Below are 24,300 nucleotides of genomic sequence, written 5' to 3'. Positions count from 1 at the left end.
TTGTCCTAGTTCAGTGTAAATACTATAATGCTCGAAGACTAATGGGTGTAATAATTCCGTATTGACCCTTAGAAGCTAAAAAGCTCGCTTAACTTAAGCCTTAGCCCGTTCGATCGACTCCAATCATCTGCCTCAACTGTCAACTTTCTGTGTTCGCTCTTCTACCGAGCCAGGTCGACAGTCTACTCCTAAAAATCTAGTTTCTGAGGGTTCGATCGAGGGTCGGTAAAAACGCTAAAATCGCGCTCCTTCCTTCAGTTTCTCTTTACGATTGTCAGTATAGCAATACAAGTTGGTTTTTGTATCGTCGCGACTTGATAAAACACCAGAGATCGCGCTATCTTGTATCCCGATGATATATCCTTATTCAAGGCTCGTGTCGTAAACAGTTCGAACGCAAACTTAAGTGATTCGAGCTAGTTCTTCAAAGAAGAAGATATATCCAAGAAGGCGGGTTAAATTTTTATAACAGTCTGGTACCTACAGGCGATAACAGGTCACAATCTGTTATCGATTCCTCAGGAATATCGAGCCAGAAAAACAGAAAATACGCACGAACGGTTTCCATTTTGGGAATATATTGTGCTGCATGAAAATTTTCCCGGTTGCCTCAAATATTTACAGCCACTAGTAATCTTTAAGACTTAAATCGATGTACGGTCATCAGCACAAAAATTTATTGGCATCTTCGATCGAAACGCCGACAACTTCAACGGAATTTGGGCGGATTGTCTTCCTCGAATCCACCGTCGAGGGACACGAGCATCTCATCGCTGGCATCCGCCCCGGTACGGAAGTCGTTCGCCTCGACCCTCAAGGGGATGGTATCGGTCAAATCACCGAAGTTTTAGCCTCCCGTTCCGATATCGATTCCGTACACGTCGTTTCTCACGGGGAACCGGGAAGGCTGCGGTTGGGAACGGCTCGACTCAACGAGGCCACCCTAGAGCGCTACACCCATCAACTCCATCGCTGGCGAAAAGCCCTTGCTGCCGATGCCGAAGTGTTACTTTACGGCTGTCGGGTTGCAGCAGGCGCGGTAGGACAACAGTTCGTGCGGCAACTGGGTCAGATTCTCAACACTAAAATCGCCGCCTCGACCACGTTAATCGGAAATGCCGCCCTCGGGGGAAACTGGGACTTGGATGCGAGAACCGCTCCCGGTAGATTTGCTTTGGCCTTCGAGAGTGCGACTCTCGATAGCTACGGCGGCGTTCTGCCAGAATCCAATCCCCTCTATGCGTCTCAGGGGGGGAATAGCGAACCCGGTAATTTAAATATTCGGGTGGTGAATGTCAATGACGGCACCTCTGAAGAAGCCGGTCGGTTGCCGTTTAGGACGTTCGCCATTGCCAGACGAGACCCCACCGAAACCGATGGGGGTTTGGTTTATTACATCGGCATCGAAAATAATGGAACGGCCCGGGTGGGTTCTTGGGACCCGGCGCTCGGGGAACCGGGCACGACCAACGGAACTAACATCCTGGGGGGTGAGGTGGGGGTTCCCGGTCAGTTCGTCAAACTAGGTCAAGCTCGGGATAACACCCTATATGCCATGACCGGGGATGACAATATCCTCTACACCATCAATATTGAAGACGGAGACATCGACCAGAGGGCGACGGAATTTGCAAGAATTACCGGCGGCAGCAAACCCTTTCCCACAACGGGGGGTAGTGGAGATGTCGTTTTCGATCCGATCGATCCGAATCGACTTTTCATCAGCGTCAATAGCAACACCAACGACGGGACTGAATTTTACGATCTCTACACCTTCGAGCTGAGTAGCCAATCCACCACCTATCTAGGCTCGGTCAGAGGTCCCGACGGTCGGACGCTCGATGGACGGGGTGCAGGTTCGCTGGGTTTCGGGGAAGATGGCGACCTGTATGCAACCTCTGCCGGGAGTTTGTATCGCTTGGACTTCGAGAATGCGGCCGGTGGTATCGTCAATACCGAATTTGTGGGCGAAACCGGAGTTCCCCTCTCCGACTTGGGAAGTTTGCCCTCGGCGACCCCGGAAGTGGACTTAGTGGCACAGAAAGCTGGCGGTCCAACGATCGTGCAGGTGGGCGACGAGGTGGTTTATACCATCACCCTGACCAATAATAGCGACGCGCCGCCCGATCGCGACCCCCTCAACCTCACGGGAATTGAAATCACCGATCCCATCCCCGACGGACTCGATGTCAATCTTGACGATATCACCTTTGCCATCACCGAAGGCAACGGCGAGTTAACCTCCCAAACCCTCACCGATGGTAACTATCGCGCCCTGGTCAATCTCGACGAGATGTCGACCATCGTCGTCACCATTCGGGGAACGGTGACCGCTGATGCCAGCCAGATTTTCAGCAATACCGTTACCGTCAAACCGCCCGCGGGTTTCAACTTAGCCGACCCCGACCCCGACTTCACCAACAATCCCGACGATCCCGATCGCGATCGCATCGACGATACCGTAACGTTGGCCCTCGACAACCTGCCCCCGGAAACCCAAAATGCGACCGATAACGTCGCCGCCGGGGACACCAAACAGCTCGTCGGACTCATCGGACAAGACTCTGACGGCACGGTGGTCTCCTACACCATTAGCACCCTACCCCCCACCAATCAGGGCACCCTCTTCCTCAACGGCAACGAAGTGACTCAAGGTCAAGTGCTGACCCCCGAGGAACTCGCCCAACTGGAGTTTCAGGCAACCAACAGCTTTACCGGCACCACCTTCACCTACGCCGCCACGGACAATAACGGAGCCACCGACCCCACCCCGGCCACCGTCGTCCTCAATCCACCCCCCAATGCCGAGGATGACTCGGTAGAGGTCGCTCCGGGAACCGACACCACCCTACCGCCTCTGATGGCGACGGACCCCAACGGTACGGTGTCGTTGTATCGGATTACGGAACTGCCGCCCCCCGAGCAAGGGATTCTGCTGCTCAACAACGTTCCCGTCCAACCCAATCAAACCTTAACTCCCGAGCAGGTTGACGATCTCGTCTTCCGGGCGCAACCCGAGTTCACCGGCACGACCTTCAACTTTACGGCGATCGATAACAACGGCTCCCCCGACCCCACTCCAGCCACCGTTACCCTCACCCCCGGTAACACTCCCCCGGATACCACCGATTCCGTCGATCGCGTCGAACCCGGTGGAACCGTGACCCTGGTGGGATTGGGGGGAACTGACCCCGACGGGACGGTAACGGGCTTCATTATCGATACCCTGCCCCCAACCGAACAAGGGCAGTTACTCCTCGACGACAACCCCGTCACCATCGGACAGCAGCTTACCCCGGCCGAACTCGATCGGTTAACCTTCAGTGCCACCGACGAATTTACCCAAACCACCTTTAACTACTCCAGCGTCGATAACGAAGGAACCCAAGACCCCACTCCGGGGACAGTCTTTCTCGCACCGCCGGATGCCAATATTCTTCCCGAAACCGATGACGCGACGACCCCAGCCAATCCTGGCATCGCCACCAATATTCCCGATTTGGGTGGAAACGATCCCGACGGCAGTGTCAATAGCTTTGTCATCAATACCCTGCCCGAAGGGGGAACCCTCTTCCTGGGCGATCCGGCAACCGGGGGTACGGCGGTAACCGTCAACCAAGAAATTCCCCCCGATCGGATTAACGATCTCTTCTTCGTCGGGGATGAGGATTTCAATGGCACCACCTTCACTTACAGCAGCCAAGACGATACGGGAGCCGTCGATCCCACCCCCGCCACCGTCACCCTCACCGCTGGTAGTTCCGTCCCAGATACCGATCCGGCAACCACCAGCGCCCAAGACGAACCCGTGAATGTGGTGGGACTCGGAGGCACTCCCGCCAACGAAATTGCCTTTTTCACCATTGTCACCCTACCTCCAGAAGACCAGGGGCAGATCTTCCTCGGAGATCCAACCGCCGGTGGAACTCCAATCGAACTGGGTCAAGTGCTCACCCCCGAGCAGATCGACATCGTTTTCTTTCAACCGAGCGGATCTTTCAACGAGACGACCTTCGAGTACAGTGCCACCAATACCTCTGGCGTTACCGATCCAACTCCGGCTACGGTTACCATTAGCGGCTCGAACCTCCCCCCGGACACGGAGGATTCTACTGGCACTCTCGGACCCAATACCACCCTCCAAATTACCAATTTGGGTGGGGAAGACCCCGACGGCACGGTTTCCTTCTTTACCATCGAATCGTTGCCCGACGAAGAGCAAGGAACCCTCTTCCTGGGCGATCCTGCGGTAGATGGGGCACCGGTCGTTGTTGGGTTGCGCTTGAGTCCGACCCAACTCGATAACCTCTTCTTCTCCTCCACGGGGACTTTCTCGGGAGCGACGTTTACCTACTCTGCCACGGATAACTTCGGGACCAGCGATCCGACTCCGGGAACGGTCACCCTCTCACCCCAGGGCGGACCTCTCGATCCCGATCCCGATCCGGACACGGACACGGACACGGACACGGACCCCGTCACGCCGGTTATCGATCCTGAAGATAACTGCCCCCACCTACCTCCAACCATCGGCGGCTTCCTGGTTCCCACCCCAGCAGAGCTTCCCGGTGCGGTGGTCTTCCCCCCGGGTGATATTCCTCAACCGGAGTTATCCGACACCCGGTTCGAAGAAGGAACCGACGGAGACGATACCCGCATTGGGGGTGGGGATAATGAAAATTTCCGAGGTTCGAGTGGAAGCGACAACATCCAAGGTCGCGAAGGAGATGACATCATTCGCGGGGGTCGCGCCGGCGAAACCCCGAACGAGCCGAACCAAGACCGAGATACCCTCGCCGGTAACCGAGGTCGGGATACGATCGAGGGGAGTGGCGGCCAAGATTTAATTTTTGGCGGTGAAGAAGAGGATGTCATCTTCGGCGGTCAAAATAATGACGAAATCCGTGGCGATCGCGGCGCAGACCAAATTAGCGGCGATGAGGGAGATGACAATATTGCCGGGGACAACCTGCAACTCGACGATCCAGAACTCTCGGGAACCGATCGCATTGATGGGGGCCCCGGAAACGACTACCTGAACGGAAACGAGGAAGATGACACCGTGACCGGTGGAGAAGGTAATGACTCCGTTCAGGGGGGTAAAGACGGGGACGAACTCTTCGGCGATGAAGGGGATGACTTTGTTGGGGGCGACCTCGGCGATGATGTCATCCTTGGCAGTCTGGGCAGCGTCGAGCCCGTCGGGAGTGGAGAAGAACGAGATTCTCTCTTCGGCAATCGGGGGGCAGATTTGGTTAAAGGCGGTCAAGGGGACGATTTGATTCGCGCTGGCCAAGACGACGATCTCGCTTACGGCGGTAAAGATAACGACGACGTCTTTGGAGATATCGGTAACGACACCGTTGGCGGAGACTTGGGCAACGACACCGTGACCGGTGGCAACGGCAATCCCGATAATCCCGATGTCGAGGGCGAAGATATGCTCTACGGGGGCCCGGGAGATGACGTTCTGTTTGGTAACCAGAGTGGTGACATGCTCGTGGGTGAAGACGGAGATGACGTCGCTCACGGCGGTCAAGACAATGACAGCATTTTCGGGGACGAAGGAAATGACACCCTGATGGGTGAGTTCGGTGACGACACGATTCTCGGCAGTCGCGGTAGTGCGACCGATTCCGAGGGCGATCGGGATTTCATTTCTGGAAATGCTGGCGAAGATGTGATTAAAGGCGGCGAGGGAGAGGATTTCATCGTTGCCGGAAAAGGCGAGGATTTGGTTTACGGGGGTAAAAATAACGATGTCATCTACGGCGACCAAGAGAGTGATGTCCTCGTCGGCGACCTGGGCGATGACACCCTCATTGGCGGGAACGGCATCATCACCGACCCTGATGTCACCGGAGACGATCTCCTGTTTGGTTTAGACGGAAACGACGTCATGGAAGGCAACCAGGGCAATGACAGCATTGTCGGTGGTAACGGTGATGACTTCGGCCGGGGGGGTCAAGATGACGACATCCTCTGGGGTGAAGCGGGGAACGATCGACTCCTCGGCGATCTCGGAAACGATACCGTTTGTGGCGGTCTGGGGAACGATACCCTCATCGGCAGTAACGGGATTCCGGGATCGGCTGGTGACGGCAACGACAAACTCTGCGGTGGCGGCGGCGACGATGTCGCGTTCGGGAACTCCGGCGATGACACTGTAGAAGGGGCTTCTGGAAATGACGCCCTGTACGGCGGTCAGGGCAACGACACCATCAAAGGGGGGTCGGGCAACGACGTCCTGTTGGGCGATCTCGGCAACGACCTCCTGACTGGAGACGCTGGAAATGATGTCTTCGTCCTCGCATCGGGTAATGGCATCGATACGATTACCGATTTCCAAGTCGGCGTCGATCTAATTGCCCTCAGTGGTGGGTTAACCTTCGAGGGGCTGACCATTACTCAAGATGCGAGTACCACCATCATCAGTGCGGGCACCGAACAGCTGGCTTTCCTCAGTGGCAATCTCGCTTTGGATGCCACGAACTTCCAGGTCATCTAATGTCCGTTCGAGATCGGAAATGTCCGGGGAGCTTGGGGTGTAACCCCGTTCCCCATCCGATCCGAACCCGAAAAGTGCGCTCCCAAACGGACAAAAAGACTAAAAAAAGCACCTAGATACTTCTAGGTGCTTCAAACTTGGGTGCGGTCCCCCCCCTAACCAAAGGGGGACAGTTTCTAAAGTAGCGAAACAATATGAAAATTTTGTGAATGTCGGGAAGTAATTTTGAAATTCTTTGGGGCGATCGAGTCCAAAAACGTAACCCCCACCCCAAAGGGGCGGGGGATGAGATTGATGCACGTACCAGGGATTAACCTATTTCTAGGATGGATAAGGCTTGTATGCATTGGGGTATACGCAGGCGTATGCATTCGATCGCAACAATGGGATAAATAGGTAACTTTTTAGCGACCCATTAGCTTTACGAGTCCCGTTCCCGCTAAGTAGAGACCCACCACTGCACCCCCTAACAGACTTTGAGTCAGGGGATCCGTCGATGGCGTGAGCACCGCACCCAAAATCGCCGCACCCAAGACGACATAACGCCAACCCGACAGCATCTGCTTTGAAGAAACAATCCCGAGCAGACCGAGTAATCCTTGCACCACCGGAATCTGAAATGCCAGACCCGTACTGAAGAGAAGCAGCAAGACAAATTCAAAATATCGATCGATCGACCATTGCTGTTCCACCACCCCCGCGCCGTAACTCACGAAGAAATTAAGCGCCGCCGGAATCAACGCAATATAGGCAAAACCCAAACCCAAGATAAACAGAACGCTCGACCCCAAAACAATGGGGGCCAGGAGTCTCTGTTCCCGGCGCGTCAAGCCCGGCAGGACAAATCGCACGATTTGATAGAGGATAAACGGACTGGCGACGAGCAATCCACTGTAGCCGGCGACTTTAAGGGTGACAAAAAAGTACTCTCCTGGAGCGAGTTGGAGAAACTTTACCCCCGTTGCTGGAATTTCGAGTAGGTGCACGATCGGTTTAACCGCCACGAAACAACCGATCATACCCGCCCCAACGGCTAGCAGCGAATAAAAAATGCGCATCCGCAACTCTTCGAGATGATCGAACAAAGACATCTCGAGATCGTTGGGGACTTCGTCGAGATAGTCTGCTTCTGAAGGGTTCGTCCTGTTTTCCGGAGCGCTGTCGAGTTCTGGAGAAGCAGTCATGGAAGGAGTGAATTTGAACTGGGTTATCAAAAAGAGGTGTGACTATTGTATATCGTCTGGCGAGAGTGGGGCGGTTCGACTGACTCCCAAAATGGATCTGGTATGATGCTCGTTAGCTGCGGGGCGCCACTGGCCTTGTGGTTCTCCCGATCGGAGAACGTCAAACACTCTCCCGAAAGAGCGACGGCGATATGCCGTTCTGGCTGCTCCCAATTCTGTTAGATAGTAATGAAAACTTTGTCTGTGTCACGTCAAATCAAACCACCGCAAAAACTGTGGTGGGTCGGACTGCTGCTTCTGAGTCTTCTATTGGGTAGCTGTTCGACGGCCGCTCGTTCCGATAGCGGTTCGGCGATCGATTCCGAGTTAGAAGAGCAAGTGCTCCAAATCCTTCGCGACAACCCCGAAGTCATCTTAGAATCAGTGGAAACCTATCGCGCCGAGAAACAGAACCGGACGCGGCAGGCCCGACAAGCCTTCTTGCAAAAACTCATCGACAATCCCGCTTCCACCATTGGCAATTCTCCCACCAAAGGAGCTGCCGAACAAAATATCGTCTTAATCGAGTTTTCGGATTTCCAGTGTCCCTACTGCGCCAAAGCTCACGGCACGATCGATGAGTTTATGACCAAGTACGGCGACGTCGTCACCCTCACCTACAAACATTTACCCCTGACCTCCATTCACGCCGAAGCCTTGCCCGCAGCCAAAGCTGCAGCCGCCGCTGGAGAACAAGGCAAATTTTGGGAATATCACTCGGCATTATTCGAGCGCCAAAGCGAACTGGGTGAGGAACTCTACGTGGCCCTGGCTGGAGAATTGAGCTTAGATCTCGAGCAATTCGATCGCGATCGTCAAAGCCCGGAAATTGAAGCGGCGATTTCCCAAGACCGGCAACTCGCCGATGAATTGGGACTCACCGGCACCCCAGTATTCTTCCTCAATGAAGAAACCCTCACCGGCGCGATCGAATTGACGGAACTCGAAGCTGCACTCGAACGGGTGAGGAGTAATAATTAGACTTCTGCCTTTTCTGGACAAGGGTTCAGGGTTAAAGGGGAAAGGGGACAAAAATTTATGACTTCGAGATAGAAATTGATGTGATTGTTTATTTCCATCAGAAGTCTATTCGAGAAAACGTTACCTCATCCCCCATCCTCTTCTCCTGGTAGAAATAATGGAAGGGGAGCCAACCCCGACGATCGAATCGATGGCACTAGCCCGAAATATGGCTGCATCCTCTGCAGTATGGCACGAGGAAGATCGATAATAACCTTCGAGTCTTCGCTCTTCCGGGAGCGGTTCGAACCTTCTGAGCCTCCCCGGCTCCCCGGCACCAGTATCGTAACAATTTGCGAATATCGCGATCTCTGGGTTTAGATCGGGATATTCTACCCACATTACACTCGTCCCCAAACAAGACGATCGACAATTTAGTATTTTTTGGTGTCGTATTTTGGCGTCGTATTGTTACCGATTTCCTGCAAACTTCGATCGAAAATGGGAGCAGATAACGAGAAGAGAGTAGGTTGTGTAAAAATCGGAGATCGTCGTTAATGCTGGTTCTATCGATGTTCGCACTGACCGTCTCAAGAGCGAACATCGATATTCTTGGTAAGATATAACAGTTAATAAGCCGACAGACTTTTTGAGCTGAGTCACCGTTAAATATACTCATTGGTGGGCAAAAATAATTCAAAGCTTTGCGATCGAGCCAGATATTTTTCACCGACAGCTGCCCACGCATTTATCGAATTGAGTTACCCCAGATTATTGAGGATAAATCTATGGAAAAGTTAATGATACAACTGCATGACTTGACGAATGAGTTTACTTTTTTAAGTACTTCATTAGCGATCGCAGTTGTATTTTGTTGGTGGTTAATTCCCAAAACAACCGATCTAATGGTGAACTCAGCAGCGGGTTTGGCCGGCAAATATTTGGGGAGAGATAAACGAACCTTAGTCATTAATGCCAGCACGAATAATCCAGAGCTATTTTTAATGATTCTTTCTTTAAGTTTATTTAGATTGGGAGGAATTGCGACTCCACTTGGCTCTAATTTTTCCAACATTTATTTAATGTTTATCGTTGCACCGGTGATTGTCATGTGTAAATGGATACTTGCCGGTAAAGTCAATAAAGCTTCCAATTTATTAAGGCTAATTGTCAAAGAAAAAAAGCTGGTTATCTGGCATTTATTTATGTCTTTGATGATGTTTATCTTTTCCACCGGGGCTTATTGGTGTTTGACCGGAGCCGTTGAATTTATTCCCGTCGAAGATGATGCACCATTGAGAACTTGGCCTTGGCTGGTTTTCGGCGGTCTTGTGTGTTGTGTGGGTGTCTTTCTCTTTTTCCAGTACGAACGCAGATTGAAGGTTAATCGTCCTGAATTATTTGAAGATATTAACGAAGATAATTACGAGGCGAGCTGGATACAGTTTTTATTGGGAACGGCTGCCTTAGTTGGATCCTGTTACGTTTTGAATTCTCTATTTCTCGCCTGGACGGAAGTGTATGCCTCAATGTTGAGTAAAGTTTTCGGTGCAGCAGTCTTTGCCGGCTTGCACTACTTTATTGGTAGCCTCATCTCCTCACTACCGGAAACCACCGTTGCTGTTGAAAATTACGAGCGTTTAACCTCTCCCGATCTCAATACCGCTTTAGCATCGGCAAGTCAATCGAATATGACCAATTTAGCCATTGGATGTTTGGGCAGTCTTTTGGCGAGTATGCTATTACTGGCCGGATTGAGTTATCAGCTTTAGGCTCAAATAACGCCATATTTCAAAAAATCTATAACACCTAACAACATGGAGGAAAAGGAGACTCTGTCTTCTTCGTCACGACATCTAGCGCCTCGTCACCCCTTGAGATTTGCACGATTGAAAAAATCATGGCTTGTTTTCTGAGGTCTTGAATTTACATCGTTTGAGCGAATCGACATCTGGAGATTATAGTTAGTCGGAACGGAAAACTAAGTGTTTCAGACTTTAAGTTGTATACCGCGTGAATAGGTGGGTTCTATTCCCCATTCCCCATTCCCCATTCCCCATGACTGAAAATGTGTCGTGAAAAGGGCGCGAACGGCTATAACTTGGCAGAAAGTTGCACGTGACGTTCATCGACCCTCAGAACCAATCATCAAATCGATCGCCCTATGGATTGGGAGTCTCGTCGTCAATTTGCTCGATCGGATTTTGCTGATGTTCTGGAGCAAATGATGGAGTCGGGTTAGAAATGGGAGTGGTGGTTGGGGGAAGGATGCGATCGCGCTCTTCGGCTCGAATTTCCTGAGTTTGCTCGACATTAAAAATTAACACGAACGGCTGCCGCATCTGATGGTTGACCAGTTTTTGAACTTCCGACACTTGAAGGGGAGTGAGGGGGTCATCCGGTCGGACTCGTACCTGCAGGTAAACTTCCGGAGGTTCAGTCTTCCAGTTAATTTGGGTATCGAGGAGTTCCACCTGTTGACCGACGGTGATGGTGCGTCGCAGTAAAATATCTCTAAGGGTCGCCCGCAGTTGCACTTGTCGCAGGAGTTCCCACAAACTTAACGCTAGAGGTACGAATAAGACGATCGTTAAGGCAACCGTTGAAGAAATTGCCCGCGTAATTTTGCGATTTTCAATGTAATATCCCCCCCAAACAAACACCAACATACAAGCTAGGGTAATCCCCAATAGATTGGTCAGGTAGAGAATAAAAGCCCCCTGACTGGTCTCAAAGCCTCGCGGTGTCACCACCGATAAGCCCAAACCCACCACGCATAACGGTGGCATCAACGCTACGGAGATTGCCGTTCCCGCGAGGGCATCGCTGAGGTTCGGGCGAATCTTGGCAAACCCCGCCACGGCACCGGCTGTCATGGCAATTCCTAAATCGGCTAAGTTGGGTTGAGTCCGGGCGAGGATTTCACCGCTAAACTCCGTTTCGGGAATGCCAACGACCCGTCCTACCAGCCAGGATAGACTAATGGCAATCGTTGCCCCGATGGCCGCAGAGAAGGCACTGCGACGAAACAAAACGAGATCTCCTTCTAATGCACCTAATGCTAAACCCCGCAAGGGCTGCATCAAGGGGGCAACGATCATCGCCCCGATAATCACGGCGGGACTACCCAGCAGTAAGCCGCAGGTGGCAATCAGACAAGCGGCAACGGTCAGAAATAAATAGTCTAGGTCAGCTTGAGAATCGTCGAGTAGGTTCTGACGAAGTTGTTCGAGTTGTTCTTCCGGAACTTTAGGCATGGGTGCGATTCACACGACAGACTAAAAATCTAGTAGTAAGATTAACAATAAAGCAATCGGGAGCCACCATCAATACGATCGAAGCGAGGGTTGGCAGGTGCAACGGGTGGTCACTTTTTGGGTATTCATTTTTATTTTGATTTCAAGGAGATGCTATTGAAAACCGATATTATTTTTTTCTTTTTATCCCTCAAAAACTAATTAACGATCGGCGCGTTTATTGAAAAGATTATCGAAAATAATATCGCAATTTATTATGATAAATACAAATAAGCTGGAAGCGATCGTTGAAGAAATCGAAAAAAATCCCAATCGCATTCGCATCAAAAAACTACTATTTTGCGCTCGCAATAATTTCTGGAAAAATGATATTGCAGAAATTGAAAAACTGAAGACTCAACAACTCATTCTAGATTTATATGCCAGAATCTCAGAGACCGAGAAGCTCAACTCCAGATTAATTGAAGTTGTCAGAAGAATTAATAAGAAAACTCTATATTTTTCTCTTGCCAATCAAACTTTAAACATTTTAAAGCCGATTTATACATCCAACAATTCTTTTTTAGACAGCGTTCATAATTATTTAAAGGTCAATCATCAAAAAATCAAATATCAAAACTTATTCAATTTACATTTCTTGGTCGATCTAAAGTTTACAGTTTCTAGAAAAACGAGTTTAAGTCAAGCTAAAGTTTTAATTTACTCGGCTTTATACTATAAATTTAATTATACCGTTCAAGATTGGAACGTTCTCAACCAACAAGAATTTGATGACTTAGTTCGACTATTCATCCACGATTGCGAAACCTTAGAAGAAATAGAATTTAGGCTCAAAGGAGCAGCGAACTACCTCGATCGAACTCAAAATAATATCGAAGTCGCTCATATTATCGTTAAAGCCATTCACCGTTTCTATAACCACGTCCGGCAACAAGAAGGGAAAAATATTATCTCGAAAGAGTCGAGCGAACCTCCCGTAAAACTCTCGATATCCAACGATCGATTTGATGAAGATAGGACGATCGAGGAAAACCCGTTAACCTTTAATCCTCTGAATTTCGAGCTTGACTCCTCTAAAAAAACTCAAATCGAGAGATTTTCCTCCACTCTACCTTCAAACATCGAAAAAGATGTTAAAGGAATCTCTCACAAAAAAGTCAATAGTTTGATGGTACAGGTCGAAGCGACTTTACAAGAATTAGAAAACCATTTAGAAAAAAAATTTCCCGATTCCACATCCGATGAATACTTTGCATTAAAATACCGAATCTTAAGAGGTTTCATTCACGATATTCAACGCTCTTCGATGAAGTACTTGAGTATCCTCGAAACCTTAGAACAAAAAGATCGAAAGAAACGATTTCCATCCGGTTCTCTAACCCAAGAGCCGTAGATAACGTCTGTTCGGGTAGGGTGTGGGGTGTAGGGGGGGTAGAATCCCGTATAACGGTCTCGGTTGACAAATATAGCGCGAAGCACTGGTTTATTTACACTCTTGAAAAAATCGGTTTTTTCCATTCCCCATTCTCCGTTCCCCGTTCCCCATGACTGAAAATCTGTAATGAAAAGGGCGCGAACTGCTATATATCCAGATGAAGAGCGATCCCTTTCCATACACGACCCGAACCCACCTCACAGCCCCACCACTCGACTTACATTCACCCGAACTAGCGGACCAGATGTGCCATCGCCATTCGCCATCGGTGGCAGATTTCGTTTATGTTACTGACATTTGGGTTGATGCAAATCGAGAGAAGGTGGGAAATGTCACAATTTGAAGCGATCGTTATCGGTAGTGGAATTGGCGGACTGGTGGCGGGGGCGTTACTTGCCCGTTACGGTAAACGGGTGCTGGTGTGCGAAAGCCACACTATCCCAGGCGGTGTGGCCCACAGCTTCAGCAAACAAGGATTTCACTTCGACTCGGGGCCTTCATTTTACTGCGGATTGGCCGATCGCCGCAGCCTCAATCCCCTGCGGCAAGTCCTCGACGTTCTCGATGAATCCCTCTCCACCGTGGCGTACGATCCCCTCGGGCACTACCATTTTCCTGAAGGCACATTTCCCGTCTACGGCAATAGCCAACGCTACCGTCAAGCTGTCGCCCAAATGACTCCCCAAGGGGCAGCGGAACTGGAAAAATTCGAGGGGCGATTGCTCGAACTCTACGATGGGTTGCGAGAGATTCCCACCTTTATGTTGCGATCGGACTGGCAACTGCTGCCGGTATTGCTGACGCAGTACGGCTTTTCCCTGCTCAAACTTTTACCCCAAATCGGTACGATTCAAAGTTCTGTGGGGGCGTTGATGGATCGCGATGTGAAAGATGCGTGGGTGCGACGGCTGATCGATTTGGAGTGCTTCCTACTGTCGGGATTGCCCGCCCACGGTACCATTGCCCCGGAAGTCGCCTTTATGTTTGGGGAACGCACCCATTCCGTTATCGACTATCCCATCGGCGGCAGTGGGGCGATAGTCGATGCATTGGTACGAGGTTTGCAGCGTTGGGGCGGGCAACTGCGCACCAAAACCCACGTCGATCGAATTTTAGTCGAAGATCGGCGGGTTCGGGGCGTGCGCTTGAAGTCCGGGGAAATCCTCGAAGCCCCGATTGTGATTTCCAATGCCACAATTTGGGATACCTACACCCAACTGCTATCCCCCGAAGATTTACCCTCCGCCTATCGCCAGGAGAGTTTGGCAACTCCCGCCATCGAAAGTTTCATGCACTTGCACCTGGGAATTCGATCCCAGGGGTTAGAAAATCTAACGGGACACCACGTCGTCGTTCATCGCAGCGATCGAGATATTACCGTTCCTGGCAACACTTGCATGATTTCCATTCCTTCAGTTTGGGATGCCAACCTGGCACCGGAAGGACATCACGTCGTTCACGCCTACACTCTCGAACCCTACGCTGGATGGCAGCAAGACGAGACGTACGTCGATCGCAAACAAGCGCGATCGCAACCCCTCTTTGCCGCCTTAGAACGAGTAATTCCCGATATTCGAGAGCGCATCGTCCTCGAACAAATCGGCACGCCACTCACCCACGCCCGATTTTTGCGCCGCCACCAGGGAACTTACGGCCCGGCGATCGCGGCCGGAAAGGGCGAGTTTCCCAGTACTCACACCCCCATATCGGGATTGTACCGCGTCGGCGACAGCACGATGCCGGGGATTGGGGTTCCGGCGGTTGCCGCATCGGGCATTCTGTGCGCCAATACCCTAGTCAAACCGGAACAAACGGCAAAATTGCTCGAACGGATTGGATAGTGGGAGAAAAAGTTTCCGATCGCAGTCGCCAGCTTGGTTATAGCCATAGCGATTGAAACGATTTCAGATCGAACAATTTCAGCTCGGATGTAAACTTCAAGACATTCAGACAATCAAGAAATGAACTTTCTTGGGAAGAATTTGTTTGAGAAATAATATCATGATGGCAGATAATAAAAAACAAGTTAATGCTAGCTCTGGGCTTTGATTTTTAATGTAAGGTAAAAAACGATAGATTATTTTAAGAGTAAAACATTTTTTTCTTAAAAAATTTCTAATAAACGAATCTAAGCGTGTTTTTATAAAATTAGTAGCGGTTTTAATTCAGGTATACCCTACCTATTTGAGCCAAATTTACACGCAAATACTACCCCGACAGTGTTTCAGGTTTTCAAATTTTTTCGACTAAATTTTCACGGGGTAAATGTCGATCGACAACCGCTATAAATGCTCTCATAAAAGGAGAGTTCAGCCGCTCGGGATGAAGTCAGCATAGACAAAGCTTACGGTTAAGGATTCAGCCCCTTAGGAAGATCCGCTTTTCATCCTCCTGAAAAAGGAAAAAGCTTGAGGACGCTTCGCTGTTTGTTTGTTGGAGACTTTTTCAATTCCCCCCAGAATTCTTACCCTTGCGGCTCAAATCCAAACTCGATAAGTTCTCGAATCGCTTGGAAATATCGACGATCGAAGCCGGGCTTTTACAGAGACTGAGAAAGTTTTTCCGCCGAGCGGGGCGATCGGGTGTGAAAATTTTTGAGGGCGATCGAATAGTATGATGGCTCCATAAAGCTGCATGAAATCGTCCTCAATCTACCTCGCGCGCGTCGTGATTGTTTTGACGTCGCCGCACGTGAATTGTGTCAAAACTCCAAGTCCAAACGCCATTTGTGTTTGATAGAGTGGAGCGCTCTCGGGAGGGAAGCATGGTGCGTTTATCGATGGCTGTCTGGGTTGCGGGAGTGGCGATCGCCCATTCTTATCCCCTGTTGGCGCAAATCGTTCCCGACAGTACGCTGCCGGAAAATTCGATCGTCAATATTGAAGGAGAACTGCAACGCATCACCGGGGGAACCACTGCCGGGGGCAACTTATTTCACAGTTTCGAGCAATTTAACGTCCGAACCGGGGAAACGGCTCGATTTGAAGCCTTCTCAACGATCGATAATATTATTACCCGCGTGACTGGAGGACAACTCTCCCATATCGATGGGTTAATTGAGAGCAACGGAACGGCCAATTTATTTCTCCTCAATCCCCAAGGTATTCTCTTCGGTGCCAACGCGCAATTGGATGTGGGGGGTTCCTTTGTTGCAACCAGTGCCAGTTCGATCGCCTTTGCCGATGGCAGTGAGTTTATCGCCACTCCCGATGGAGAAACGGTCCCCTTACTGACCGTAAGCGTTCCGGTGGGATTGCAGTTCAACTCACCCAATCTCGGGGGAATTTCCGTCTCTGGCCCGGAGTTAATCGTCCCCAGCCGAGAAACACTTGCCTTCATCGGATCGGACATCAGCATTTCTGCGGCGAGGCTGGTTGCGGGGGGTCGATCGTTCGAGGATACGCAAACCACGCCAGCCGGACGTATCGAACTGGGCAGCATTCGGGAAGGAAGCGTTAATTTTACCCCAGGCGATCGCGGTTTGAGTTTCGATTATGCCAGTGGGTCTGAGTTTGGCAACATTCAACTCATCGAGCAAACGAGTCTCGATCTCACCGGAATTACAGGGGGCGACATCCAAATGGTGGCGCGGAATTTACAAATTAATAACTCCCTAGCATTAACGGTTACTTTGGGTTCGCAACCGGGAGGAGATATTACCGTTCGCGCCACCGAATCTGCGGAAATCGTGGGGACGGGGGATTTTTCCTTGGCGCTGCCAGACTTGACAGCCGATCCGAGTAGCCGGACTGTTCCTCTGTCAGGGTTACTTAATTTTACCTTCGGTGCGGGAAATGCCGGCGCGATCGTCGTTGAAACCCCGCAACTCATCGCTCGTAATAACGCCTCGATTCTGAGCGGCATGCAGGGAGAGAGTACTGGTAATGCTGGAGCATTAACGATTGAGGCTTCAGAGCGAGTTGAAGTGGCATCTTCCCTCGTGGGCAGCGTCACTGGGGGCAATACCACTGGAGAGGCAGGTGCGGTTATCCTTTCAACACCTCAGTTGCTGTTACGGGATAACGGATTGCTCTTAAGCGCGACATTCGGTCCCAGTCAAGGTGGAGATATCGCCGTCGAGGCGGACGAAATCCAACTCATTCGCGCCGAACCGATTTTACTCAATCCCTTCATCACCTTGGGTACGGGGATTTCTTCGTCCGCCATTGAGGATGGAGACGGGGGAGATGTGACGATCGACACGGGCACCCTCGAGTTAAGAGACGGCGCCCTCATCACCACCGGTGCCATTGGTTCGGGTTCCGCCGGAAGTGTAACCGTCAATGCTTCGGAGGGGGTGGAGTTACGCGGTGCTAATACAGTGAGTGCCACAGACGAGTTGGGTATTATTTTTAATACTGCAATTACCGTTGGGACAATTACCAGAGGAGACTCTGGCGATTTAAGGGTGAACACTCCTCGGCTGATTTTGCGAGATGGTGCTTTTATTGCGGCCAATACTTTCGGTGAAGGTGCCGGTGGCACGATCGACATCGCAGCCGATGTGGTGGAATTGAGTGGGATAGCCGCCGATAGCGAGCTTCCAACAAATATCTCCGCCAGCAGTTTTGGTTCATTTGGTGAAGGAGATGCAGGAAACCTAGTGATTCGTGCCGATCGAATTCAACTCGATCGCGGCGCAGAACTCGCAGCCACTACCACGGCTGGAGAACGAGGCAATATTACCCTCAACACCAATACCCTGCAAATGCACAACGGCAGCCAGATTTCGACCAATACCTTCGGTGAAGGTGCCGGTGGCACGATCGACATCGATGCCGATGTGGTGGAATTGAGCGGGATCGCTGCCGATAGCGAGATTCCAACAAATATCTCCGCCAGCAGTTTTGGTTCATTTGGTGAAGGAGATGCTGGAAACCTCGTGATTCGCGCCGATCGAATTCAACTCGATCGCGGCGCAGAACTCGCAGCCACCAGCACCGCTGGAGAAGGAGGTAACATCACCCTCAACACCGATACTCTGCAAATGCGTAACATCAGTCAGATTTCGACAAATACCTTCGGTGAAGGTGCCGGTGGCACGATTATCATTCATGCCAATGTGGTGGAACTGAGTGGAATCACCCCCGATGGCAAGACTCGGACAAATATCTCCGCCAGCAGCGTTGACTCAATGGATTCAGGGAGTTCGGGGCGTTCGGGAGATGCTGGAAACCTAGAGATTCGCGCCGATCGAATTCAACTCGATCGCGGTGCAGAACTCGCAGCCACCAGCACCGCTGGAGAAGGAGGCAATATCACCCTGAATGCCAATACCGTGCAAATGCGCAACGGCAGCCGAATCTCAACTGATGCCACACAAACAGCAACCGGCGGTAACATCAATATCGATACCGATACCCTGCAAATGCATAACATCAGCCAGATTTCGACCAATACCTTCGGTGAGGGTGCCGGTGGCACGATTATCATTCATGCCGATGTGGTGGAACTCAGTGGAATCACCCCCGATGGCAAGACTCGGACAAATATCTCCGCCAGCAGTGTCAGCTCAATGGATTCGGAGAGTTTGGGAGATGCAGGAAATCTAGTGATTCGTGCCGATCGAATTCAACTCGATCGCGGTGCAGAACTCGCAGCCACCAGCACGGCTGGAGAACGAGGCAATATCACCCTGAATGCCAATACCGTGCAAATGCGCAACGGCAGCCGAATCTCAACTGATGCCACACAAACAGCAACCGGCGGTAACATCAATATCGATACCGATACCCTCGTCGCCTTAGAAAACAGCGACATTACAGCAAACGCTCAAGATAGTTCTGGCGGTCGAGTGCGGATTGCGGCGCAAGGAATCTTCGGCACGGAATTTCGAGAAGAACCCACCCCAAATAGCGATATTACGGCGAATTCGATTCGGGGAGAGGATGGTACGGTCATCATTCAAACCCCCAACATCCAACCGGGCCAAGGTCTGGTCGATTTGACCTCAAATCCCCTCGATCCGGATACCACGCTAGCCCGAAGTTGCCTGACCCCAAGTTCCCGGCAGCGAGGGCGTTTTGCGATCGTCGGTGCCGGTGGTTTGCCCCCCAGTCCGGATGCTCCGAGCAATTTACCCTTCCCGACGTATCAGATTCCCGCACGAACCGAAGCCAATCTTTCTCCAGAAGAATCGATCGCCTCGGAAGAAATTGATAAAAAGATAGAACCGATTGTCGAAGCCGATGGGATTTTTCAACTCGAAGACGATCGCTTTGTTTTAGGTTCTCTGTGTGGGTGAGCTGTTTTGGGAATGGGAAATGGGGTGCGGGGTGTAGGGTGTAGGGAAGACTGTCGCAACTGACCTATTGTCCATTTTCCATTACACTCCTCCTGTGCTTCCTCGACTTCCTCTGCCTTCCCTGCCACCTCTGCGGTAAACTAAATCCGTGGTATCTGGGAGCGAGGCGATGGGAAATCGCAGCTTGCAACGGGTTTTTTCCCTAGGGGTCATTAGTTTCTGCTTCGGCAGTGGTATTGCCTATATCAATAGCCTTCCACCGCCGAATATCGAGTCATCGAGTTTGCCAACTGCCAATCCTCAAACCCCAAATCTCCAAACCCGCAGTCTGCAAACCCCCAGTCTGCAAACTGCCAATCCCCAACCCCAACCACCGATCGCATCTGCGGTTGCACCAACCACACCAGAACCCCCTCAAACGGCGATCGCATCTCCAGTCCCCACTGCTACAACACCAACTCCTGCCGCATCACCAACGCCGCCACTCCAGACGATAGAATCTCAACCGACATCTCAACTTACAACAGCCCAACCAATACCACCCCAAAAGATCGAACCTCTCCCCGAATCCGTTGTCATCAAAGCCGTGGGAGATATCGTCCCGGCAACGAATTTTCCCAACAATCGATTGCCGGCAGATCCGAACCAAGTCCTCCCCACGGAAGTACGAGGTTATTTAGAACGAGCAGATATCGTATTCGGCAATTTTGAAAGCAGCTTAACCAACCATCCCTTCAGTACGAAGAATGTGGGTAGCGGGCGGGTCTTTGCCTTTAGAACCCCCCCGGAATATGCCAAGATTTTTGGCGATGCGGGGTTCGACGTGATGAATATTGCCAATAACCACGCCATGGATTTTGGGGCGGTGGGATTGCAAGATACCGTCGATAATCTCGGGCAATTTGGCATCGAAACCGTCGGGCACAAGAACCAAATTTTATACGAAGAAGTTCAAGGTCTAAAAGTCGCTTTTCTTGGTTTTTGTCCCTACGATTATTATAATTCCGTTAACGATTTAAATACCGCCAAGTCGCTCATTGAAGAAGCCACGAATAATGCGGAAATCGTCGTTGTTTCTATGCACGCAGGGGCAGAAGGAACCCCAGCGATGCACGTTCGCGATCGCCAAGAATTCTTCTATGGAGAAAATCGCGGCAATCCCGTGAAATTTGCACGCATGGCGATCGATTCTGGGGCAGATTTAATCCTCGGACATAGCCCCCACGTTCCCAGGGCAATGGAACTATATCAGGGTAAACTCATTGCCTATTCTCTCGGTAATTTTATGGGATATCGAACCCTTTCAACTTCCGCACAAGCAGGGTATTCGATGATTCTGGAAGTAAAGATGAATCCGACGGGAGATTTTACCGGCGGGCGAATCATTCCAGTGCATATGGACAGTACGGGAATTCCCTACATCGACCAATATTTTCGCACCATTGGTTTGGTTCGCTATCTCACTCAAAAAGATTTTCCCGATACGCCGATTACCTTCAACAATCGAGGTGAAATTATCTTTAAAGATTTGCCAAATGAATCATAAGCGATCGCATTTGTCAATCATTGGAATGTTAGCCATCAGCATTCAGCGATTAGACCTTCTAGAGGTTCGAAAATCACCAACAAAATCCAAATCGATCGCCTAAATTTAACGTGAAGTGCGGGTTAAGCAGAGTAACGGTAATGCCCAGTGGGACAAAAATTCCACGATTGGAGGTGTATGGAAAAGAGCGATTCGAGCTTCTTGAGATGAAGGTGAACGATTGGAAACTCAAATTCGGATTCATCATCATCGACGATGATGCTTTTCTATTCCCCACACCCCACACCCTACACCCCACACCCCACCCTTACCGGTAACTGTTTTATCCCGAACTGACGTTAAATGTAACATTAAGCACAACTTTTACATTTGCACTTGATTCATAATTTAGTGTTTTGGATAAATCTCGCATCCACAATTTGCGAGAAATCGATCGCCATGAAAAGTCCTCAAAAAATGGTAACCAGAACGTTATTTTTTGGCGATCTATTTTGGACTTTTTTTGGGCAATAGGGATGCATCTTCAGCCTTGCAAGCACTGAGTAATTTTCAGTTTCTCACCTTTTCAACCTTAAAAAGAGAATGCCAGGACTTATATCAAGACTGACGAATCAGCATCACATTCACGTCAACGTTTCCCCCCAAATCTTTGCCGAAAACATTCGCCACATCCGCGATCGCATCTTGCCCGCCCAACTCTGCGTGGTGATGAAAGCCAACGCCTACGGTCACGGATTGGCAGCCCTCGCCCCCACGGCAGTCGAAGCCGGGGCAGACTATATCGGCATTTGCACCAACCCCGAAGCGGCAATCGTCCGGGATTTGGGATTGAATGTAAAATTGATGCGATTGCGGATGGGATTTCCCGCAGAATTTGAAGAGTCGATCGATCGCCTGGACATCGAAGAACAAGTGGGCACCCCAGAAGCCGCCGAATACCTGTCCCAGGCTGGTGTCAAACGGGGCAAAAAAATCCCCGTCCATCTCAATATCGATACCGGCATGGGCCGCAGCGGTTTTTTAAGCGCCGAGAAAGAAAGCCTCAAGCGCATCTGCCACCTTCCCGGCCTCGACATCGTCGGCATCATGACTCACTTCGCCACGGCCGACGGGCAAGATTTGGCGTTCACCCAGCAGCAACTCGATGAATTCTACGCCCTGCGCTACGCTCTCGCCGACGACTTGCCCGAAACCGTTCTGACCCACACCCACAACAGCGCGGCCACCGTTCGCCTCGATGGCAAACGCAACAACCTAGTGCGGGTAGGGGCCGCCTGTTACGGCGTGCGTACCTCCCAGGACTTCGAGAACCCCCCAGAACTCAAGCCGGTGATGTCGGTAAAAACCAAAGTGGCCCAAGTGCGGGAAATCCCAGCCGGACGCACCATCGGCTACGGCAGTTTGTTTACGACCGCGCGCCCCAGCCGCATTGCCTCCTTACCCGTAGGATTTGGCGAAGGCTATCCTCGATCGCTATTTAATAAAGGGATCGTCCTCATTCGCGGCTATCGCTGTCCCGTGGTGGGGCGGGTTTCGCTGAATATCACCACCGTGGACGTGACCGATGTGCCTGAAGAGGTGACCTGGGGCGACGAAGCCGTACTCGTCGGTTCTCAAGGCGGCGAAGAAGTGACCTTTGAAGAACTCGCCGATAAATTTCAAAGCGTCCACACCGAAATTAACTTGATGGCCGGGTTTATGAATCAAATTAGCTACGAAGCGAATTAACGAATTCGGAATTCGGAGTTCGGAGAGGGGTGATGGGGTGACAAGGAGGAATTTAGCTCCTGTTTCGCCCATTTCTCCCCCTGCCTCCCCTGCTGACAGGTGTAATTTTTTGACAATTGGGCAATTTCTGATTGTGACGGCAACGAAAACTCAAGGGTTCGGCGATTGCCAGCTTCCCCAGCTCAAATCCACCCGAAAGTTAAAAACCGACACTTGTCAGTGCCTCCCCGGGCTCCCCTACCCCAAAATTCTCACAGCTCGATCTCCATGCCATCAATCCCAAATTCCCAATCGACCGGATTGACTTCAAGGTCGCGACGACGAGCGATTTCGAGTTCTTTTGCGTAAACTTTGCGGGTTTGGCTGGCGACGGTAGCAATTTGTTCGTCCGAGGCGATCGGATCGTGGTGGACGAAAATGACTCGTTTGACCGCTTCTCGCATGGCAATTTCCAGACCGATCGCCGCCGAACCGTGACCCCAGTTTACCTTTTCCACGGATTCGAGTAACGTATATTGAGCGTCGAGTACCATCAAATCTACATTCTGATACAACGGCAAATCCGGGCCGAGTTCCTGGCGGGAAACGCGGGTAATTTCTGTATCGACGCAGTGGGAAAAGACTTTGCCCTCGCATTCGAATCGATAGCCCCAGCAGGGTTGAGGATGATCTAATTGATAGGGGGTCACGATCGTATCGTTGAAAGCGAGCGGTTTTCTGGGTTCGATCTGATGGTACTTAAGCTGTGCTTCAATTAAATCCAGGGTAACGGGAAAATAAGGGTGTTGAAATAAGGTTTGAAAAACGGCAGGCAAGTCCGGTTGCACGGCATAGACGTGAATTACGTTACCGGGAATATAGAGAGGAACGAAAAACGGCAACCCCGACAGATGGTCCCAGTGAAAGTGGGTAAACAACAGGTGAATTTCTCCTTCACCCCGACCGCAATCGCCCTTCATCAGTTCGTAGCCAAGCAACCGCAATCCCGTACCACCATCGATAATCAGTTGCTGCTGGGGCGTTTTCACTTCCACGCACAGGGTATTCCCTCCAAATCCCCCCAAACGATCGGGCGGCAGTTCCGCTAGAAATCGGTCGACATCGGAGACGTCTTGATAGCCGCGATCGAAAAAATCGTGGAATAAACCCCTCACTTTTGCGCTAATGGTGTCGGGGGTTGGCGGTGCGGGCAAAGAACCGCGCGTTCCCCAAAGTTTTACTCGCATAGCTGTCAGTCGATCGAACGTTCCCGGAATGTAGCAATTCTAGCGCGATCGATAGCAATGACTGGTAATCGCAAGGACAATTGAATATTGAATGCAGAATTCGGAGTTTGGCATTCGCGGTTGTCTTTTTTTGTTAAGCTAACGTGCGCTGAAATGGGTATGCGATCGACTAA

General features: G+C 50.8%; 12 protein-coding genes. 9 read left to right on the top strand and 3 right to left on the bottom strand.

The window, feature by feature from the left end; all coding sequences use genetic code 11:
• Positions 1–652: 652 nt before the first annotated feature.
• A complete protein-coding gene (locus AC2215_RS01235) occupies positions 653–6,508 on the top strand; it encodes a DUF4347 domain-containing protein (protein WP_486808128.1) in 5,856 nt (1,951 codons plus the stop codon).
• 404 nt (positions 6,509–6,912) lie between these two features.
• Here AC2215_RS01235 and tatC read toward each other — a convergent pair whose 3' ends face one another.
• Entirely contained in the window at positions 6,913–7,692 is a 780-nt protein-coding gene (gene tatC / locus AC2215_RS01230) for a twin-arginine translocase subunit TatC (protein ID WP_486808127.1), read from the bottom strand.
• A gap of 228 nt (positions 7,693–7,920) precedes the next feature.
• Between tatC and AC2215_RS01225 the strand changes: the two genes are divergently transcribed.
• Positions 7,921–8,712 carry a DsbA family protein gene (locus AC2215_RS01225; protein WP_486808126.1) on the top strand — a complete coding sequence of 264 codons (792 nt, stop codon included), beginning with the start codon at positions 7,921–7,923 and terminating at the stop codon, positions 8,710–8,712.
• An 884-nt stretch (positions 8,713–9,596) separates the two neighbouring features.
• Positions 9,597–10,463: a hypothetical protein gene (locus tag AC2215_RS01220; RefSeq protein ID WP_486808125.1), complete on the top strand. Its 867-nt coding sequence runs from the start codon at positions 9,597–9,599 to the stop codon at positions 10,461–10,463.
• A 390-nt stretch (positions 10,464–10,853) separates the two neighbouring features.
• Here AC2215_RS01220 and AC2215_RS01215 read toward each other — a convergent pair whose 3' ends face one another.
• The gene (locus tag AC2215_RS01215) at positions 10,854–11,948 is read right to left on the bottom strand and encodes a DUF389 domain-containing protein (protein WP_486808124.1); all 1,095 of its coding nucleotides are present in this window, start codon (positions 11,946–11,948) and stop codon (positions 10,854–10,856) included.
• 256 nt (positions 11,949–12,204) lie between these two features.
• On the opposite strand from AC2215_RS01215, the gene AC2215_RS01210 reads away from it, so the two are divergent.
• The 6 genes from AC2215_RS01210 to alr all read left to right on the top strand — a co-directional run bounded on the left by AC2215_RS01210 (position 12,205) and on the right by alr (position 22,901).
• Positions 12,205–13,341: a hypothetical protein gene (locus tag AC2215_RS01210; RefSeq protein ID WP_486808123.1), complete on the top strand. Its 1,137-nt coding sequence runs from the start codon at positions 12,205–12,207 to the stop codon at positions 13,339–13,341.
• 371 nt (positions 13,342–13,712) lie between these two features.
• Positions 13,713–15,224: a phytoene desaturase family protein gene (locus tag AC2215_RS01205; RefSeq protein WP_486808122.1), complete on the top strand. Its 1,512-nt coding sequence runs from the start codon at positions 13,713–13,715 to the stop codon at positions 15,222–15,224.
• A 938-nt stretch (positions 15,225–16,162) separates the two neighbouring features.
• Positions 16,163–19,627: a two-partner secretion domain-containing protein gene (locus AC2215_RS01200; RefSeq protein ID WP_486808121.1), complete on the top strand. Its 3,465-nt coding sequence runs from the start codon at positions 16,163–16,165 to the stop codon at positions 19,625–19,627.
• Between the two features lie 169 nt (positions 19,628–19,796).
• The gene (locus tag AC2215_RS01195; RefSeq protein ID WP_486808120.1) at positions 19,797–21,173 is read left to right on the top strand and encodes a CapA family protein; all 1,377 of its coding nucleotides are present in this window, start codon (positions 19,797–19,799) and stop codon (positions 21,171–21,173) included.
• A gap of 140 nt (positions 21,174–21,313) precedes the next feature.
• Positions 21,314–21,490 carry a hypothetical protein gene (locus AC2215_RS01190; RefSeq protein WP_486808119.1) on the top strand — a complete coding sequence of 59 codons (177 nt, stop codon included), beginning with the start codon at positions 21,314–21,316 and terminating at the stop codon, positions 21,488–21,490.
• A gap of 265 nt (positions 21,491–21,755) precedes the next feature.
• The gene (gene alr / locus AC2215_RS01185; protein ID WP_486808118.1) at positions 21,756–22,901 is read left to right on the top strand and encodes an alanine racemase; all 1,146 of its coding nucleotides are present in this window, start codon (positions 21,756–21,758) and stop codon (positions 22,899–22,901) included.
• Positions 22,902–23,152: 251 nt separating this feature from the next.
• On the opposite strand, the gene AC2215_RS01180 is transcribed toward alr, so the two are convergent.
• Positions 23,153–24,127 carry an MBL fold metallo-hydrolase gene (locus AC2215_RS01180; RefSeq protein ID WP_486808117.1) on the bottom strand — a complete coding sequence of 325 codons (975 nt, stop codon included), beginning with the start codon at positions 24,125–24,127 and terminating at the stop codon, positions 23,153–23,155.
• Positions 24,128–24,300 lie beyond the last annotated feature (173 nt).

Source organism: Zarconia sp., assembly GCF_057467645.1.
Note: the sequence above shows the minus strand (reverse complement) of the source record. Positions and strands in the feature narration are given on the sequence as shown.